Here is a 16,591-nt window from a genome sequence, read left to right on the forward strand (position 1 = left end):
ATGCAAAAGCTAAAAGACGCCAATTTATTTAGAAACGAACTAATACCCATAAGTGGAAAATTAGTAGAACGTTACAATAAATGTTTAGTAAAATTGGGCTTTACTGCAACCAAACTAACCTCTTTTTCTATAGATGGTATTGGTTGGAGTCCTGAAATTGCAGAAGAAAAAGAGCAAGTATTTTATTTAAATAATGGAGAAGCAAATTCGCACGCAATTATTATAACACCTTTGCAAAAAGGCTTGCCAATTTACAATCCTTTTCATTCTTATGATGCAGAATTAATGAAGTTGGTTTTTAAAACCTATTCAAAAAAAATTCAAAATATTACTAGAGATTCTGCTTTGTATTTAGATTTTGATCAGAATATAGACGTTTTTTACGAACCTTTAGATGTACTAAATTATAAAGAAATTACTATTCATTTTCATTTAATAGATGATTTAAAAAAGGCAAAAGAAGAGCAGTTAAAGTTAATTGAAACATTTAATCAAGATTATAACTTTATTGATGAAAATTTGCATCAGCAATTAATTTCATCAGCAAAAAAATATGGTGATTTACGTGAGCGAGATATTAATTTAGAACCTATTGTGTATACTTCAGATTCTTTTTTTACGAGAGCATTTGGAGGTGTTTATTTGTTAAGAAATTTTATAAAACCTATTCTAATTTTTGAAAGCAAAGAAGCTTATAAAGAGGCAATAAATGATACAACCTACGATGTTTTAATGTTCCATATTGCACAGCCAGAACTAATGAATCAGCTTAAAGATCATGTAATTATTGAGTGCGATTTAGAAGCAGAAGTTGGTTCTAAAAGATATAAAAGAATTAAGAAGTTTATTTTTGGAGAAGCTTTAAAAGAAACACAACATCCTGTAAATGATATCTTAAAAGATAAAACCTTATTTAAAAGTTATTTAAATAAAATAGATGTAAAAACGCGCAAGAAAGTTATGAGTGCAGAGCGTTATTTAGATAAAAAGAAAGTAAATAACAATCTTAAAATTGCAGATTTTGTAGATGAGCAATTGTACTTTGCTTTGCACAAACCACACTCTTCTTTGAGAGCACAACATCAAGATTTAATCTGGAAGTTATTGGTAAATATAGCTCCAAAAGATGTTTTGTTTTGGTATTGGTATGATAAAGAGAATTTTTACGAGAATTTTAAAACTTGGCAAGAATCTAAAAAAGATTGGGTAATTGAAACAATTCGTAACAATTTTTAGAAAAAATAGACTAATTTTATAAGTAACAGATAGTATTATGACACTAGAACTAATCATTTTTATTGCATCCATTTTATTTGGGGCCATTGTTTATTGGAGAGAATCTCAAGGAAATGGGGTCTATCGATTTTTTAATAAAATGATGAATTCTAAGGAGTTGCAAATGAAATCTACAGACACTAAAGGATTTGTGTATCAACAATCATTTTTGTTAAGATTGGTTTTTATTGTGTCATTATTCCTAATAGGTATATTAATTACACGTATTTTAATACCAATAGATTTAGCCACCATTTCATTATTCGTTTCTATGATTTTTGGCACATTAGTAGGTACTTATTTAGCAGGTTTTATTTTTAAGTCATCAGCAATTATAGACGAACAATCAGATTCTTTAGAAGATAAATTTCAAGATGTTATTGAAAAAGGTAAAGATTTTATTGATGATATTCAAGCTAAAGAACCAGTAGCTATAGAAAAAGCACAAGAAGAAATTAAAGGGCCAAAAGAGGAAAGTAAATCTGCCAGAGAACGTTTAAAAGATAAAGGATATTTAAAATAAGATTATGCAGAAAGTTAGGTACATACTTGTAGTATTTTCAATCATTGGTTTGTTAGGTTTAATTCCGTTTACAAATTTTAATGAATTTTTTACATGGAAAAATCTTACCCCTCATTTTATATTACTTTGTATCCTTATCTCAAATGCAGGTAGTATTATTTATGTAAATAGAACTAGAAAAGATAAAATATAAATTGGATTAAGAAACTAAGAATTTCGGCAATTCAACTTCATACATATACACATACACATGATAAAATCATATTGGAACAAAGGTTCAAAACAAAAGAGAAATATAATTCTCTTACTAGTTATTATTTTAGGTTTATTGTTTTTTTTGAGAGATGATTATCAACCAGCTTTATTATTCTTCAGAAAATTTATATTCATTATAATACTTTGTGGTTCAGTGCTTTTTTTAGGAATTAGAAAATTCAGAAAGACAGCAAGCACAGGTTCTAGGTTAGGTATTTTAGGTTTAATGATAGTGTTTTTTGGGGCTTTGTATTATGTAGGTATTTCTTTAGGTATGTATAATTACATCAAAACTTACAATGTTTTTAACGATTTAAACAGGATAGAAATTGTAGAATTACCATTAACGCAGAACGAAAGAATTCAACCTTTAAGAAACATTTTTTCGATGGCCAATGAATCTGTAGGTGAAACAAAAGATGTTTCTTTACCTCATTTGGTTCGAGTAGATGATTCTAATCAATGGACAATGGCTATTCAACCAACAGAAAAGTATTATTGGCAAGGAATTAAAGACAATACAGAAGAAATATTCTCAGTTTCAAGTACAACACCTTTTCCAAGATTTTCTTCAGAAAATAGAATCCCTGTAACTTTTTCAATTGGAGAATCATTAAGATTTAGCAGAAATACCTACAATGCAGTAGTGCAAAGATTTAATCCCTGGATGCTTTTTAACTACGAACCAAGTGATACCTTTTATATGAAAAATGATAAAGGAGCTTGGGTGCAAGTGGTAAGTTTAATTAAATGGAATGGTTTTTTCTTTCCTTATCCAACTTTTGGTGGAGTAATGATTGTAGAAAATGGAGAACATAATTTCACTGATTATTTAGAGAGAATTACCATTGGTAAAGGTACTTTCATAGCTCCAGAAAAAATGAAAGACTACCAGTTTTTAACGAAGCAAAATACATTATCAGAAAAGGTATCACGTTTACAAGCAGAGAGTTTAAAATTCTTGGCAGGTTTTTCAGATCCTTTGCCTTGGAATATGAAAAGTGCTGTAAAAATACCAGTTGCTCCAAAAGATCAAAATCAACAACCATATGTAACCGATTTTGATTTTACAGACACAAATGTGGGTGCTTACAGTGGTTTGTATCATTGGTTTGGTTTAGAACCAATTGGTGCAGAAAGAACGAGTTTGAGTTACAGTGTATTTATACCTGCAGATGGTTCAAATCAATTTTATTTTTACGATCATGCATCTAAAAAACAAGGTTATGCAGGTGTGTCTGCAATGCCTTTAAAAGTGAAAGAATCTAAAAAAGAGTATGATTGGAACTCAAATGCACCTGTAGAATTTAGACCTTATATTAAAAATATTGCAGGAAAGAAACGCATGTTTTTCTTAGGTACAGTATCTACTATCAGTAGTGATAACCCAGAACAATTTGATGGTGCAGCCACTCCAGATTTGGCTCTAGTAGATAGTGAGTATAGAGATGTTGTTTGGATTAATGCAAAGAAACCAAGTACATGGAACGAAGAATTGTATATGCAATTGAATGAGGCTTGGAGAACTAGTGAAAACGAAAATTTATATTTCGAAAAAGAGAAAACTATTTTAGAAAAAAATCGTCAAATTTTAGACTCAATTCAATTGTTGTCAAAACAGCAAAAGAAATTAGAAGAGATAGAACGTTTGCAAAAACAAATAGACTCTATAAAAATGAATTAAATATCATTTTACTTCCAAATATTTCCTTGGATTTATTTTCCTTGGTAAATAAAATTTAATTTTTGTAATTTTGTAATGAAATTTTAAATCAATCATTATGAAAACCACAAAAATTATTTATTACGTTGCTACAGGTTTACTTACGCTACTTATGCTTTTCTCAGTAAGTCAATACTTTTTTAATCATGAAGTAATTGCAGAAGCATTCACCAACTTTGGGTATCCTACTTACATCATTTATCCTTATGGAGTGATTAAGCTTTTAGGTTTAATTGCAATTTGGTTTATTAATTCTAAAGCTATTAAAGAATGGGCTTATTCTGGCTTTTTCTTCGCATTTATACTTGCATTTTTTGCACATTTTATGATTGGTGATGGTGAACAAATGGGAGCACTTGTAGCCACTATACTTTTATTAACTTCTTACTTCAGTTGGAAAAAAATCAAGGCCTAATGAAACAAGAATCTAAAGTAACCTTATCAGAAAAGAAATATTTTGCCGAAGCTAAAATGAGAAATCATTTCGCTGTTATTGACGAACCAATAAAAGCTGGTGGAGGAGATACAGGACCAACCCCTGTAGAATATTTATTAACGGCAATAGGTGGCTGTGTATCTATCACTTTAAGAATGTATGCAGAAAGAAAAGGCTGGGATTTAGGTAAAATAGATGTAGTAGTTTCTCAAAAAGAAGAGCTTACCAAAGAAGGAATCAAAAAATCTTTAATGGAAGAAATTAGCTTTGAGAAAGAGGTTACACAAGAACAAAGAGCGAGGTTATTAGAAATTGCAGGTAAATGTCCTGTTGCAAAAATGGTAAAAGGTTCAACGAATATTGATACTCAAATAAAATAGTTAATTCCCTTGTAAATATATTCCTTGGAAAATAAATTAATAAATTGTATCTTTGACAAGAAATTAAATTATACAATTATGAAAATTTTAAATATAAACTCAAGTAGCAACAAAACTTCATCAACATCTTCAATGTTTGCAGAGAAGTTAGTTAAGCAATTAGTATCTGAAAACGAAGGTTCTTCTGTAGTTACAAGACATACTACCTATTCAGATTTGCCATTTATAGATGAGGTTATCTTAGGAGCATTATTTCCACAAGGAGAAAGAACAGAAGATCAAAATAAAGCTTTAGCAATTTCGAATGAGCTAGTTCAGGAAGTGCAAGAGGCAGACGTTCTTGTTATAGGCGCACCAATTTATAATTTCTCTGTACCTGCATCTTTAAAAGCATATTTCGATTTAATTGCAAGAGCAGGATTAACCTTTAAATACGGAGATAAAGGGCCTGTAGGTCTTTTAGAAAATAAGAAGGCCTATATAGTAATTTCAAGTGGAGGAACAGAAGTGGGAAGTGAAATAGATTTTGCAGGTAAATACATTGAGCATTTTTTAGGATTTATAGGTATCACAGATGTGGAATTTGTAAAACTAGATCAATTGATGTTCAGTAGTGAAGCCAAATTAGAAAGTGCAAACAAACAAATAGCAACATTAGCTTAAAAAAAAATAATTATGAAAAAAAGAATATTAGCATTTGCAGGTAGTACAAGTTCTACCTCAATAAATAAGAAATTGGCAACTTTTGCAGCAGAAAATTTATCAGAAACAGAATTTGATGTGGCAGATTTAAGAGATTATGATATGCCAATCTATAGTGAAGATGAAGAAAATGAGAATGGTTTTCCTGGCAATGCAGAAAAGTTTTCTAGTTTGTTAGATAAGTATGATGGTTTTATTCTTTCGTTAGCAGAACATAATGGTTCTTATGCTGCAGCCTTTAAAAATATTTTTGACTGGAGCTCTAGAATTAATGTAAAAGTATTTAGAAACAAACCGCTTTTATTGATGGCAACATCTCCAGGAGCTAGAGGAGGTCAATCAGTTTTACAAGATGGTATGAGTAAGTTTCCTCATTTAGGTGCAGAAAGTATTGTGTCTTTTTCTTTACCAAGTTTTGGAGAAAACTTTAAAGAAGGTAAAATCATTGACGAAGATTTATTAGAACAATTGCAGACTGCAGTTAAGAATTTTGAAGAATCGTTAAGCTAAGGCTTATTTTAATTTATTTAGAACAGATTAAAATCCGCTTTTGCGTAACCCAAAGAAAAGAATATGAAGATAGTATTGTATGGCAGACAAGGACATTCCTACACAGTAGCGTTTAAAAATTTCTTAAACTCTACAGACGAAAAGTATGTTTATAAAGATGTAGCCAAAGATGCAGAGGCAAGAGAACATAGCAAGGAGTTGTATGGTGGAGTAGTAAAATATCCAACATTATTTGTTGATGATAACGTGTATTTAACTCCAACAACAGAAGAATTCAATAAGATTATGCAAGATCTAAAATTAAGAGCTTAATTATGGGAGATATTTCTAAAGACATAAAATCTGCATTTAAAAGCAACAAATTAAAGGCACTAATCAATATAAAATATACCTCTAATTGGTTAAATAGTCAAGAAAATGAGTTTTTTAAACCTTATGGAATTTCTCCTCAGCAATATAATATTTTGCGAATTTTAAGAGGAGCAAAGGCAAAAATGAAGGTGCAAATTGTAAAAGACAGAATGATAGAAAGAGCACCTAATGCAACTCGTTTAATGGACAAGTTGTGTGATAAAAATTTGATTGAAAGAGAAAGGTGTGATAGTGATAGAAGAGTGGTTTATGTAAAAATTACGCAACAAGGTTTAGCACTTTTAACAACAATAGATGAGAACAAAAATTTATCCTTTTTAGATAAATTATCAGATGAAGAAGCAGAAATGCTTAGCAATCTGTTAGATAAAATACGATGAAAAATTATAAAAGCATCCAACAAAAAGTAGAGAGTCCTTTAGTAAATATGGGGCCAATAAAATTACGTCAACCTTTACCAACTAATGGTTTAGAAAATGTTGATCCTTTTTTGTTGTTGCATCATTATGGACCTTATGCAATATCTGAATTTAATAATCCATTTGATTTAGGTCCTCATCCTCATAGAGGTTTTGAGCCGATAACTTTATTGTTTAAAGGAGAACAATTGCATAGAGATTCTTTAGGAAATGAAATGGTTGTAAAAGCAGGTGGTGTACAATGGACAACAGCTGGTAGAGGGATAATTCATGCTGAAGCACCTACCAAAGAATTTGTAAAAAAGGGTGGGGATTTAGAAGGAATTCAGTTATGGTTAAACCTACCAGCAAAAGATAAAATGATTCCACCAAATTATCAGCACCTAGAAGATTATCAAATTCCGAAGGTGTTTTCTAAGGATGGTAAAATACAATTAAACATTATTGCTGGTAAGCAAGCAGATAAATATGGTTCTATAAAAACACAAACATCAGTAAATGTTTTTACGGCAAATGCAGATTTAAATGGTGAAATTGAAATTGAATTGCCAGAGAATCATCAATCTTTAATTTACCTTTTAGATGGTGAGGTTTTAATTAATAATTCAGACCTCTTGAAAAAAGGAGAAGAGCAAATGGTAGTCTTTAATACAGATGGTAATTTAGTTTCAATAAAGGCAAATGACAAGAGTAATTTATTAGTTCTATCAGGTGCACCAATACAAGAAAAAGTAACACAATATGGCCCTTATGTAATGAATACACAAACCGAAATTTTAGAGGCAATGCGTGATTTTCAGCAAGGTAAAATGGGCTATTTATATTAATATAGAATTTTAGAAAAAGAGGTTTACAGCATGCTTTAAATCTAATTTTTTAAGAATCCAAAAATTACAATAAAATGAAAAAAACAGTTCACAAAGCAAACACAAGAGGATTTGCTAATCATGGTTGGTTAAAATCACATCATACATTTAGTTTCTCAAGTTATCAAAATCCAGAAAGAATGAATTTTGGAATGCTTAGGGTTTTAAATGATGATGTTGTGCAGCCTAAAATGGGTTTTGGTACACATCCTCATAAAAATATGGAGATTATTTCTATACCAATTTCAGGGGCTTTATCTCATAAAGATAGTATGAACAATCAACGTTCTATAGAAGTAGGTGAAGTACAGGTAATGAGTGCAGGAACTGGTTTAACACATTCAGAATTTAACGATAGTAAAACCGAAGAAACTAATTTTCTTCAATTATGGATTATTCCAGAAAAGCAGGAAGTAGAACCATATTACAATCAAAAGTTTTTTGATATTCAAGAACGTAATAATCGTTTTCAAGTTTTAGTATCACCTAGAGATAAACAAATAGAAGGTTCTTTACCAATTAATCAACAAGGATATATTTACATGATTGATATGGACGAAAATTATACAACAGAATACGGTTTAAAAAACGGTGCATATTTCTTTTTGATTGATGGTGAAGTAGAGGTAGCAGATGAAAAATTAGCAAGCAGAGATGCTGTTGGAATAGAGGGTGTAGATAAAGTAAAACTAACTGCTTCTAAAGCTAGTAAATTATTAGTTATAGATGTTCCTATGAATTAAAGTGATATTTAATCCAATAAAAAAACGTCTTGAATTTCAAGACGTTTTTTTTTGGTTTGCCTATGTTATTCACTAAAGTTTAATGCTTTTACATTTACAAATTCTTTGATTCCAAATCCTCCATGTTCTCTACCAAAACCTGAATCTTTAACACCTCCAAATGGCATTGCAGGGTCTGCAATTCCGAATGAATTGATGAAAATCATTCCAGTATCAAAATGGTCTTGAGCCAATCTTTTTGCTTTATCAGTATCTTTTGTAAAGATTCCTCCACCTAAACCAAATCTACTATCATTAGCAATCCTCATAGCATCTTCTGTATCTTTTGCCTTTATTAAAGAAGCAACAGGTCCAAAAAGCTCATCATCATATGCAGGCTGTCCAGGCTTTACATTACCTAAAACTGTAACAGGATAGTAATAACCTTTACCTTTTGTTATTTTTCCTCCACATAAAATCTCAGCACCTTTTTGTACACTTTCTTCTACTTGTTCGTGTAAAGTTTCTCTTAAATCTTCTCTAGCCATTGGTCCCATATCATAAGTATCATCCATTGGGTTACCTACTTTTACTTCTTTCATTGCCTTAACAAAAGCATTTTTAAATTCGTCATAAACTGCATCTACAACAACAAAACGTTTTGCAGCAATACAGGTTTCTCCATTATTGTAGATTCTACCTCTAACACATTTTTCTACAGCAAGCTCTAAATCTGCATCCTCTAAAACTATATAAGCATCATTACTACCAAGCTCTAAAACAACTTTCTTTAATTCTGCAGTTGCTTTTTGCCCAACTTTTCTACCTGCACCAGAACTACCAGTTAAAGTTACCCCTCTAACAGCTTTGTGTTTAATAACTTCATCTGATTGATCATGAGTAATTAGTAATGTTTTAAATAAATTTTCAGGTAAACCAGCCTCTACAAAGATTTTTTCTAGTAATACTCCTGTACCTGTAACGTTAGAAGCATGTTTTAGTAACACTCCATTACCTGCCATTAAATTTACTATTGCATATCTAATTACTTGATAAGAAGGATAATTCCAAGGTTGAATTCCGTAAACAATTCCAATTGGAGAATACGTTACAATGCCTTTACCACCTTTAGATAATTCTCTTTCTTCTTCTTTTAAAGAATCAGGACCGTTTTCTGCTGTATACTTGCAAATACCTGCACATAAATCTACTTCATCATTACTTTGAGATAATGGTTTCCCCATTTCTTTCGTCATTAATTCAGCCAATTCATCTTTATGTTCTTTTAGTTTTTCACCAATTGCAGCTATTATAGATGCCCTATTTTTTAAAGATTCTAATTTCCACTCAGAAAATGCTTTATGGCAATTTTCAATTGTCGTATTCATTTCAGAATCAGTAATATAATTATAGGTTTCTAGTTGTTCTCCTGTTGCAGGATTTGTTGTTGTTATTGTTTTTTCTTTAGTCATCGTTTTTTTATTGTTGTTCACTAGGTAAAATGTGAATGTTATTAATATTAGCTCTACTTGGTTGGTTTACAGCATAGAAAATAGCATTTGCAATGTCTTCTGCTTGCAATGTTGTCATTTTCTTCATGTCTTTAAGTTCCTCTTTAATGTCTTCGTCTGTAATGGTTTCAAACAATGCAGTATCTACAGCACCAGGTTCTATTGAGGTTACATTAATACCATGTTTTGCTGAGATTTCTTTCCTTAATCCTTCAGAAAACATTTGCACAGCTGCTTTGGTTGCACAATACACAGCACCTCCAGGAAAGTATTTGTAGGCTGCAGTAGATGATATGTTAATTATATGCCCACCTTTATTATCAATTAAAGTAGGTAAAACAGCTTGCACACCATTTAGAACTCCCTTAATATTTACATCAACCATTGTGTTCCATTCTTCTGTTTTAAATTTTTCGATGTAAGACAAAGGCATTAAACCAGCATTGTTCACAAGAATATTTACAGTTCCAAATTCGCTTTTCGTTTTTTTCACTACATTTTTAAACTCGTCACTTTTAGTAACATCAGCAGTTACTACTAAGGCTGTTCCATTTTCATTTTCAATTTTCTGAGCTAGCTCTTTTAATTTGTCTTCACTTCTTGCAGTTAAAACAACTTTTACTCCTTCTTTGGCTAGTTTTAATGCAGTTGCTTCTCCAATTCCACTTGATGCGCCTGTAATAATGGCTACTTTATCTTTTAAATTCATAATTATATTTTTATTGTTCTTTACAAATTTCATTTAATTTCGAAGATTTCTTGTTTGTTATCCATTTAGATTTTAGCTGAAATGAAAAAGTGTAGTTTAAACAAAATTGACATTTCGTAATTATCTTTATTTTCTGATTATTGATTTTCATAAATAAAACTTATCTTGCAAAGTATTATGCATGCATAATAAAATTAAACTTGAAACTATGAAGTACAAACACATATTTGAACCTTTAGATTTAGGATTTACCACATTAAAGAATAGAGTTTTAATGGGGTCAATGCACACAGGGCTTGAGGAAGAAAAAAACGGAATAGATAAAATTGCAGCTTATTATGCAGAACGTGCAAGAGGAGGAGTAGGATTAATTGTAACAGGAGGTATAGCACCTAATATTCAAGGTTGGACAGGTCCGTTTTCTGCTAGAATGTCTAGCAAGAAACATGCTAAACATCATCAGAAAATTACAAAAGCGGTTCATAAAGAAGGAGGTAAAATTTGCATGCAGATTTTACATGCAGGTAGGTATGGATATCATCCATTTAATGTAGCACCATCAGCTAAAAAATCGCCAATTACCCCATTTACACCTTTTAAATTATGGGAATCTGGCATTAAAAGAACTATTAACGATTTTGTAAACTCAGCAAAACTATCAAAATCAGCTGGCTATGATGGTATTGAAATAATGGGCTCTGAAGGCTATTTGATTAATCAATTCATAGCGAAAAGAACTAATAAACGAACTGATGATTGGGGAGGAGATTATGAGAATAGGATGAAATTACCAGTTGAAATAGTAAAACAAACTAGAGAAGCTGTTGGTAAAGACTTCATCATTATTTACAGACTTTCTATGTTAGACTTAGTAGAAGGAGGAAGTTCTTGGGAAGAGATTGTAAAACTAGGTAAAGCCATAGAAGCAGCAGGAGCTACTATTATAAATACAGGAATTGGTTGGCACGAGTCTAGAATTCCAACCATTGCAACTTCTGTACCTAGAGCTGCATTTACTTGGGTAACTAAAAAAATGAAGCAAGAAATTAAAATACCTTTAATTACTTCTAATAGAATTAACATGCCAGAAACTGCCGAAAAAGTTTTGGCAGAAGGTCATGCAGATATGATTTCTATGGCAAGGCCTTTTTTAGCAGATCCTGAATGGGTTAACAAGGCAAAAGCAGAAAAGAGCGATGAAATTAATACTTGTATTGGCTGTAATCAGGCTTGTTTAGATCATGTGTTTCAAAGAAAAGTGGCTAGTTGTTTGGTAAATCCAAGAGCTTGTCATGAAACAGAATTAAATTATTTACCTACAGAAAATAAAAAGAAAATTGCTGTTATTGGAGCTGGACCAGCAGGTTTGGCTGCTGCAACTATTGCTGCAGAAAGAGGGCATAATGTAATTTTGTTTGATGCTGCTTCAGAAATTGGAGGTCAATTTAATATGGCAAAACAAATTCCTGGTAAAGAGGAGTTTTATGAAACCTTAAGATATTTTAAAAAGCAAATAGAATTGCATAATGTTACTGTGAAATTAGAAACTAAAGTATCTGTAGAGGATTTATCAAAATCTGATTTTGATGAGATTGTTGTAGCAACAGGTATTAAACCTAGAGAACTTAAAATTGAAGGAAGTAATCATGCTAAAGTTTTAAGTTATATTGATGTGTTAAAGCACAAAAAACCTGTTGGTAAACGAGTTGCCGTTATAGGCGCTGGTGGTATTGGTTTTGATGTTTCTGAATACTTATCTCATGAAGGTGAATCTACAGCAGTAAATGTGGATGCTTGGTTAAAAGAGTGGGGAATAGACAAAACCTTAAAATCTAGAAGTGGAATAGAAGGAATAAAACCAGATTTTGAAGAATCACCAAGAGAAATATTTATGTTTAAAAGAAGTAAAGGTAAATTTGGTGGTAATTTAGGCAAAACAACTGGTTGGATTCATAGATCTACTTTAAAGAAAAAAAAGGTTCAATTTATAGGTGAAGTGGCTTATAATAAAATAGATGATGAAGGTTTGCACTATACTCAAAATGAAGAGCAAAAAGTTTTAAATGTAGATAATGTTATCATTTGTGCAGGTCAAACTCCATTTAAAGAATTATATCAGCCCCTTTTAGATTTGGGTAAAAGCATTCATGTTATTGGTGGTGCAGATTTTGCAAGTGAATTAGATGCAAAAAGAGCTATTAACCAAGGAGCAAGATTGGCAGCAAAATTGTAATAAGTTTAATTTTTGACGCAAGTTTTTGTTGTTCTTTTCATCTAAATAGATAATATTTTAATTTAGATATATGAACAAAATACTTTTTATTACGCTAATCTTATTTTCATCTATTTGTTTAGCAGCCCCACAAAGAGGAGGAATGGGTGGTAGATCTCTCCAAAACAATACAGGTCAACCACAGGCTAGAGCAATTAAGGCTTTTGACGCTTCTGAAGTTGCAGGTATTTTTTATTATGATATTTCTAAGGTTGTTAAAAAGCTTAAGATTAAAGATGATGCTGTAGCTACTCAAGTCAGAAAGTCTCTAAGAAATTACAACTTTAAGGTTAAAGAAATTGCGTTAATCAACAAAGAAAATTTTGATGATTTGAATGCAATTATGAAAACTGCTAGAAAAGCCAACAGACCAGATGTTACTATTGAGAACAATAACCAAAACAACAATCCTAATATTAGAGAGAAAGTAGGGGAAATTATTAGGCCTATTAGAGCTAAAATTAGTGTACTTGAAGAAACACTTAATGCAGAATTAGCTGCTGTATTATCGGAAAAGCAAGATAAAAAATGGATTAAATATCAAGAAAGTATTAAAGAAGATATGAAGCCAAAACGACCAAATAGAAATCAGAATAGTAATAACCAAAATCAGAGAAGAGGAGGCCAAAGAAGAGGTTTCTAATTAAGATTTAATTTTTAATATAAGATTAAGAGAGCTATAATAGCTCTCTTTTTTAGTTAATAATCGATATCAATCTTAACATATGTTAATAATATATTGACATCAGTTTTACGTTACCTATTAGAAAAATGTTTAGTTGATGACACTAAAACGTTAAAATAAACGAAATAAATTATCGATATTTGCCAACTAACAAAAAAATTAAAGATTTATGTCGATGAACAAAAATACAGTTCTTGGTTGGGCTACTATTTTAATGATTTTAATGGGAGTTATTTTAATTTTAATGGGAGCTTATAGATATGAAGATGTTGCTGGTTGGGGTTTTGCTACAGTTGGTATCGGTTTTTTCTGTATAGCTTGGGTTTTTAATGCGTTAAAGGGAAGAGTTTAAGACTTTTTCCGTCAAAAAAATATTACACAATTTTAAAAAAGTACAATAATGAGTGATGATAAGAAGGTAATCTTTTCTATGAATAAGGTTTCAAAAACCTATCAATCAACAGGAAAACAAGTTTTAAAAGATATTTATTTAAGCTTTTTTTACGGAGCTAAGATTGGTATTCTTGGTTTAAATGGTTCAGGTAAGTCTACTTTACTAAAAATAATTGCGGGGGTTGAAAAAAACTTTCAAGGAGATGTAACATTTTCGCCTGGTTATAAGGTTGGTTATTTAGAGCAAGAACCACAATTAGATCCTGAGAAAACAGTTTTAGAAGTTGTAAAAGAAGGCGTTGCAGAAACTGTGGCTATTCTAGATGAATACAACAAAATAAACGATATGTTTGGTTTAGAAGAAGTCTATTCTGATGCAGATAAGATGGAAAAACTTATGAACCAACAAGCAGAATTACAAGACAAAATTGATGCTGCAAATGCTTGGGAATTAGATACTAAGTTAGAGATAGCAATGGATGCTTTAAGAACTCCTGATTCTGATAAAAAAATAGGAGTACTTTCTGGAGGAGAAAAAAGACGTGTTGCTTTATGTAGATTATTATTACAAGAACCAGAAATTTTATTATTAGATGAGCCAACTAACCACTTAGATGCAGAATCTGTACATTGGTTAGAGCATCATTTAGCACAATATAAAGGAACTGTAATTGCAGTAACTCACGATAGATATTTCTTAGACAATGTTGCTGGTTGGATTTTAGAATTAGATAGAGGAGAAGGTATACCTTGGAAAGGAAATTATTCTTCTTGGTTAGATCAAAAATCACAAAGAATGGCGCAAGAAAGCAAAACAGCTTCTAAACGTCAAAAAACTTTAGAGCGAGAATTAGAGTGGGTTCGTCAAGGAGCAAAAGGTCGTCAAACAAAGCAAAAAGCGCGTTTAAAGAACTATGACAAATTAATGAATCAAGACCAGAAACAAGTTGATGCAAAATTAGAAATCTACATTCCTAATGGACCACGTTTAGGAACCAATGTAATTGAGGCAGAAGGTGTTTCTAAAGCTTTTGGAGATAAATTATTATATGAAGATTTAGCATTTAATTTACCTCAAGCTGGTATTGTGGGTATTATTGGGCCAAATGGAGCAGGTAAAACAACCATTTTCAAAATGATTATGGGAGAAGAAAATCCTGATAAAGGAACTTTCAAAGTTGGAGAAACAGCTAAAATCGCTTATGTAGATCAAGCACATTCAAATATTAATCCTGAGAAAACAATTTGGGAAAACTTTTCTGATGGGCAAGATTTAGTAATGATGGGGGGTAAGCAAGTAAACTCTAGAGCCTATTTAAGTCGCTTTAATTTTTCTGGAAGTGAGCAAAATAAAAAAGTATCTACACTTTCTGGAGGAGAAAGAAACAGATTACATTTAGCAATGACGTTAAAAGAAGAAGGTAACGTTTTACTATTAGATGAGCCTACTAATGATTTAGATGTAAATACATTAAGAGCCTTAGAAGAAGGTTTAGAAAATTTTGCTGGTTGTGCAGTAGTAATTAGTCACGATAGATGGTTTCTAGATAGAATTTGTACCCATATTTTAGCTTTTGAAGGAGATAGCCAAGTGTATTTCTTTGAAGGTTCATTCTCTGATTACGAAGAGAATAAGAAGAAACGTTTAGGAGGCGATTTAATGCCTAAACGTATCAAATACAAGAAATTAATTAGATAAAAAAAACCTCATTTAAATTTGATATTAAATGAGGAAATCAATTCATAGTGATTTTTAGGAAAGTTGGGGGATTACAAAGTTAAGAAACCATTGAACTTTCCAAAACAGGAAAATCACCCTTAATACAAAAAAACAAACCCCATTATAAATAATGGGGTTTTTTAATAATAGTAATCTATAATAAACTTTAACTTAACCTAACTTCTTCTTCTTCTTTTAGCATTACTATTATTTGTGCCTCTCTTAGAAGTATTTGTAGTTTTCGTTTTTACTACTTTCTTAGAACTTCTGGTATTTACTCTCTTGTTGTTAACGTTACTTGTATTTCGAGTATTTTTAATTACTCTTTTGTTATCACGTTTTACGTTAGCATTATTACCAGTTCTAGTATTTACTTTAGAAGTATTACGTTTAACATTTGCTTTTCTATTCCTAACGTTTGTATTTCTTCTAGTTGTGTTTACTTCTCTAGCTTTTCTGTAAGAGTTATTTCTATTTCTATTAATAGTATTTCTTCTTCCAATAGTAGCATTAGACTTTCTTCTTTTAATTATGCTACTTCTTTTACCTAATCTAGCATTAGGTCTTGCCTTGTAATAATAAAAGTTTCTATCTTCTCTAAACTGAATGTAGTTTCTTCTAAAATCATTTCTAAAGAAATAAGGATCATTGTACACAAATACATCTCCAAAATTTACATTTATTCTAACACCATTGTTGTAATAAAAATCTCTTACGTTTCCATAAAAAACAGGATAACCCCATCTATCATAGTTTACACGTAAATCACCAACTCTTACTAATCTGTTTCTGTTGTATCTCATGAAAACATCACCAATTCTAGTAACATTTCCAAATCGATCATATCTGATAAAAACATTTCCAATTGTTCTAATACGTCCGTTAAAATCTCTATTTATGCTAACGTTTCTATTTCTTAAACTTGCATCAAAATCAAAATCCCCATTCGTAAAAATGAAAAACTCAATTCCGTTTTCAAAGAAGTTTACCGAATTTTCATAAGAGTAGTTAAACACCCTGTATCTGTTTGGTAAGTTTTCGCCAGTTTTGGCTTCAACAGAGGAAACCATCATGAACATTCCTAATAATATAAGTATACCTTTTTTCATAATATATGG

General features: G+C 31.0%; 19 protein-coding genes. 16 read left to right on the plus strand and 3 right to left on the minus strand.

The window, feature by feature from the left end; all coding sequences use genetic code 11:
* The 12 genes from V7R38_RS07365 (at position 1) to V7R38_RS07420 (ending at position 8,204) form a co-directional block, all read left to right on the plus strand.
* On the plus strand, positions 1-1,236 hold the full coding sequence (locus V7R38_RS07365; RefSeq protein ID WP_334057173.1) for a DUF6638 family protein: 1,236 nt from the start codon (positions 1-3) through the stop codon (positions 1,234-1,236).
* 37 nt (positions 1,237-1,273) lie between these two features.
* Positions 1,274-1,798, plus strand: coding sequence for a hypothetical protein (locus tag V7R38_RS07370; RefSeq protein WP_334057175.1), 525 nt, complete (start codon positions 1,274-1,276; stop codon positions 1,796-1,798).
* Positions 1,799-1,802: 4 nt separating this feature from the next.
* A complete protein-coding gene (locus V7R38_RS07375) occupies positions 1,803-1,991 on the plus strand; it encodes a hypothetical protein (protein WP_334057177.1) in 189 nt (62 codons plus the stop codon).
* Between the two features lie 57 nt (positions 1,992-2,048).
* On the plus strand, positions 2,049-3,737 hold the full coding sequence (locus tag V7R38_RS07380) for a hypothetical protein (protein ID WP_334057179.1): 1,689 nt from the start codon (positions 2,049-2,051) through the stop codon (positions 3,735-3,737).
* A gap of 97 nt (positions 3,738-3,834) precedes the next feature.
* Positions 3,835-4,191: a DoxX family protein gene (locus V7R38_RS07385; RefSeq protein WP_015480665.1), complete on the plus strand. Its 357-nt coding sequence runs from the start codon at positions 3,835-3,837 to the stop codon at positions 4,189-4,191.
* Complete coding sequence (locus tag V7R38_RS07390) at positions 4,191-4,592, plus strand: OsmC family protein (protein WP_334057182.1); 402 nt, start codon at positions 4,191-4,193, stop codon at positions 4,590-4,592. The genes V7R38_RS07385 and V7R38_RS07390 overlap by 1 nt, the downstream gene beginning before the upstream one ends.
* Before the next feature lie 78 nt (positions 4,593-4,670).
* On the plus strand, positions 4,671-5,255 hold the full coding sequence (locus V7R38_RS07395; protein ID WP_334057184.1) for an FMN-dependent NADH-azoreductase: 585 nt from the start codon (positions 4,671-4,673) through the stop codon (positions 5,253-5,255).
* Positions 5,256-5,267: 12 nt separating this feature from the next.
* Complete coding sequence (locus V7R38_RS07400) at positions 5,268-5,804, plus strand: NADPH-dependent FMN reductase (RefSeq protein WP_334057186.1); 537 nt, start codon at positions 5,268-5,270, stop codon at positions 5,802-5,804.
* A 63-nt stretch (positions 5,805-5,867) separates the two neighbouring features.
* The gene (locus V7R38_RS07405) at positions 5,868-6,116 is read left to right on the plus strand and encodes a glutaredoxin family protein (protein ID WP_334057188.1); all 249 of its coding nucleotides are present in this window, start codon (positions 5,868-5,870) and stop codon (positions 6,114-6,116) included.
* Positions 6,117-6,118: 2 nt separating this feature from the next.
* Positions 6,119-6,556 (plus strand): MarR family winged helix-turn-helix transcriptional regulator, encoded by a 438-nt coding sequence (locus tag V7R38_RS07410; protein ID WP_334057189.1) that lies wholly within the window; start codon positions 6,119-6,121, stop codon positions 6,554-6,556.
* Complete coding sequence (locus V7R38_RS07415) at positions 6,553-7,422, plus strand: pirin family protein (protein WP_334057191.1); 870 nt, start codon at positions 6,553-6,555, stop codon at positions 7,420-7,422. The genes V7R38_RS07410 and V7R38_RS07415 overlap by 4 nt, the downstream gene beginning before the upstream one ends.
* Positions 7,423-7,496: 74 nt before the next feature.
* Complete coding sequence (locus V7R38_RS07420; protein WP_015480658.1) at positions 7,497-8,204, plus strand: pirin family protein; 708 nt, start codon at positions 7,497-7,499, stop codon at positions 8,202-8,204.
* Between the two features lie 65 nt (positions 8,205-8,269).
* Here V7R38_RS07420 and V7R38_RS07425 read toward each other — a convergent pair whose 3' ends face one another.
* Entirely contained in the window at positions 8,270-9,655 is a 1,386-nt protein-coding gene (locus V7R38_RS07425) for an NAD-dependent succinate-semialdehyde dehydrogenase (protein ID WP_334057194.1), read from the minus strand.
* A gap of 7 nt (positions 9,656-9,662) precedes the next feature.
* On the minus strand, positions 9,663-10,403 hold the full coding sequence (locus V7R38_RS07430) for an SDR family oxidoreductase (RefSeq protein ID WP_334057196.1): 741 nt from the start codon (positions 10,401-10,403) through the stop codon (positions 9,663-9,665).
* A 208-nt stretch (positions 10,404-10,611) separates the two neighbouring features.
* Here V7R38_RS07430 and V7R38_RS07435 point away from each other — a divergent pair, with 208 nt between their 5' ends.
* The 4 genes from V7R38_RS07435 (at position 10,612) to ettA (ending at position 15,452) form a co-directional block, all read left to right on the plus strand.
* Positions 10,612-12,636: an NADPH-dependent 2,4-dienoyl-CoA reductase gene (locus V7R38_RS07435; RefSeq protein ID WP_334057199.1), complete on the plus strand. Its 2,025-nt coding sequence runs from the start codon at positions 10,612-10,614 to the stop codon at positions 12,634-12,636.
* Positions 12,637-12,706: 70 nt separating this feature from the next.
* Entirely contained in the window at positions 12,707-13,318 is a 612-nt protein-coding gene (locus tag V7R38_RS07440) for a hypothetical protein (protein WP_334057201.1), read from the plus strand.
* A gap of 211 nt (positions 13,319-13,529) precedes the next feature.
* A complete protein-coding gene (locus V7R38_RS07445; RefSeq protein WP_015480653.1) occupies positions 13,530-13,712 on the plus strand; it encodes a CAL67264 family membrane protein in 183 nt (60 codons plus the stop codon).
* Between the two features lie 48 nt (positions 13,713-13,760).
* Positions 13,761-15,452 (plus strand): energy-dependent translational throttle protein EttA, encoded by a 1,692-nt coding sequence (ettA, locus tag V7R38_RS07450; protein ID WP_334057205.1) that lies wholly within the window; start codon positions 13,761-13,763, stop codon positions 15,450-15,452.
* 197 nt (positions 15,453-15,649) lie between these two features.
* Here ettA and V7R38_RS07455 read toward each other — a convergent pair whose 3' ends face one another.
* Positions 15,650-16,582 (minus strand): hypothetical protein, encoded by a 933-nt coding sequence (locus V7R38_RS07455; RefSeq protein ID WP_334057207.1) that lies wholly within the window; start codon positions 16,580-16,582, stop codon positions 15,650-15,652.
* Between the last annotated feature and the right edge of the window lie 9 nt (positions 16,583-16,591).

The sequence above is a fragment of the Polaribacter sp. P097 genome, assembly GCF_036864555.1.
Lineage (GTDB): Bacteria > Bacteroidota > Bacteroidia > Flavobacteriales > Flavobacteriaceae > Polaribacter.

Bases quoted from the DNA above. Each gene is read 5' to 3' on its own strand.
- V7R38_RS07365 (WP_334057173.1), top strand. From the start codon at position 1: ATGCAAAAGCTAAAAGACGCCAATTTATTTAGAAACGAACTAATACCC.
- V7R38_RS07430 (WP_334057196.1), bottom strand. From the start codon at position 10,403: ATGAATTTAAAAGATAAAGTAGCCATTATTACAGGCGCATCAAGTGGA.
- V7R38_RS07410 (WP_334057189.1), top strand. From the start codon at position 6,119: ATGGGAGATATTTCTAAAGACATAAAATCTGCATTTAAAAGCAACAAA.
- V7R38_RS07425 (WP_334057194.1), bottom strand. From the start codon at position 9,655: ATGACTAAAGAAAAAACAATAACAACAACAAATCCTGCAACAGGAGAA.
- V7R38_RS07440 (WP_334057201.1), top strand. From the start codon at position 12,707: ATGAACAAAATACTTTTTATTACGCTAATCTTATTTTCATCTATTTGT.
- V7R38_RS07445 (WP_015480653.1), top strand. From the start codon at position 13,530: ATGTCGATGAACAAAAATACAGTTCTTGGTTGGGCTACTATTTTAATG.
- V7R38_RS07435 (WP_334057199.1), top strand. From the start codon at position 10,612: ATGAAGTACAAACACATATTTGAACCTTTAGATTTAGGATTTACCACA.
- V7R38_RS07455 (WP_334057207.1), bottom strand. From the start codon at position 16,582: ATGAAAAAAGGTATACTTATATTATTAGGAATGTTCATGATGGTTTCC.
- V7R38_RS07370 (WP_334057175.1), top strand. From the start codon at position 1,274: ATGACACTAGAACTAATCATTTTTATTGCATCCATTTTATTTGGGGCC.
- V7R38_RS07395 (WP_334057184.1), top strand. From the start codon at position 4,671: ATGAAAATTTTAAATATAAACTCAAGTAGCAACAAAACTTCATCAACA.
- V7R38_RS07420 (WP_015480658.1), top strand. From the start codon at position 7,497: ATGAAAAAAACAGTTCACAAAGCAAACACAAGAGGATTTGCTAATCAT.
- V7R38_RS07415 (WP_334057191.1), top strand. From the start codon at position 6,553: ATGAAAAATTATAAAAGCATCCAACAAAAAGTAGAGAGTCCTTTAGTA.
- ettA (WP_334057205.1), top strand. From the start codon at position 13,761: ATGAGTGATGATAAGAAGGTAATCTTTTCTATGAATAAGGTTTCAAAA.
- V7R38_RS07375 (WP_334057177.1), top strand. From the start codon at position 1,803: ATGCAGAAAGTTAGGTACATACTTGTAGTATTTTCAATCATTGGTTTG.
- V7R38_RS07400 (WP_334057186.1), top strand. From the start codon at position 5,268: ATGAAAAAAAGAATATTAGCATTTGCAGGTAGTACAAGTTCTACCTCA.
- V7R38_RS07380 (WP_334057179.1), top strand. From the start codon at position 2,049: ATGATAAAATCATATTGGAACAAAGGTTCAAAACAAAAGAGAAATATA.
- V7R38_RS07385 (WP_015480665.1), top strand. From the start codon at position 3,835: ATGAAAACCACAAAAATTATTTATTACGTTGCTACAGGTTTACTTACG.
- V7R38_RS07390 (WP_334057182.1), top strand. From the start codon at position 4,191: ATGAAACAAGAATCTAAAGTAACCTTATCAGAAAAGAAATATTTTGCC.
- V7R38_RS07405 (WP_334057188.1), top strand. From the start codon at position 5,868: ATGAAGATAGTATTGTATGGCAGACAAGGACATTCCTACACAGTAGCG.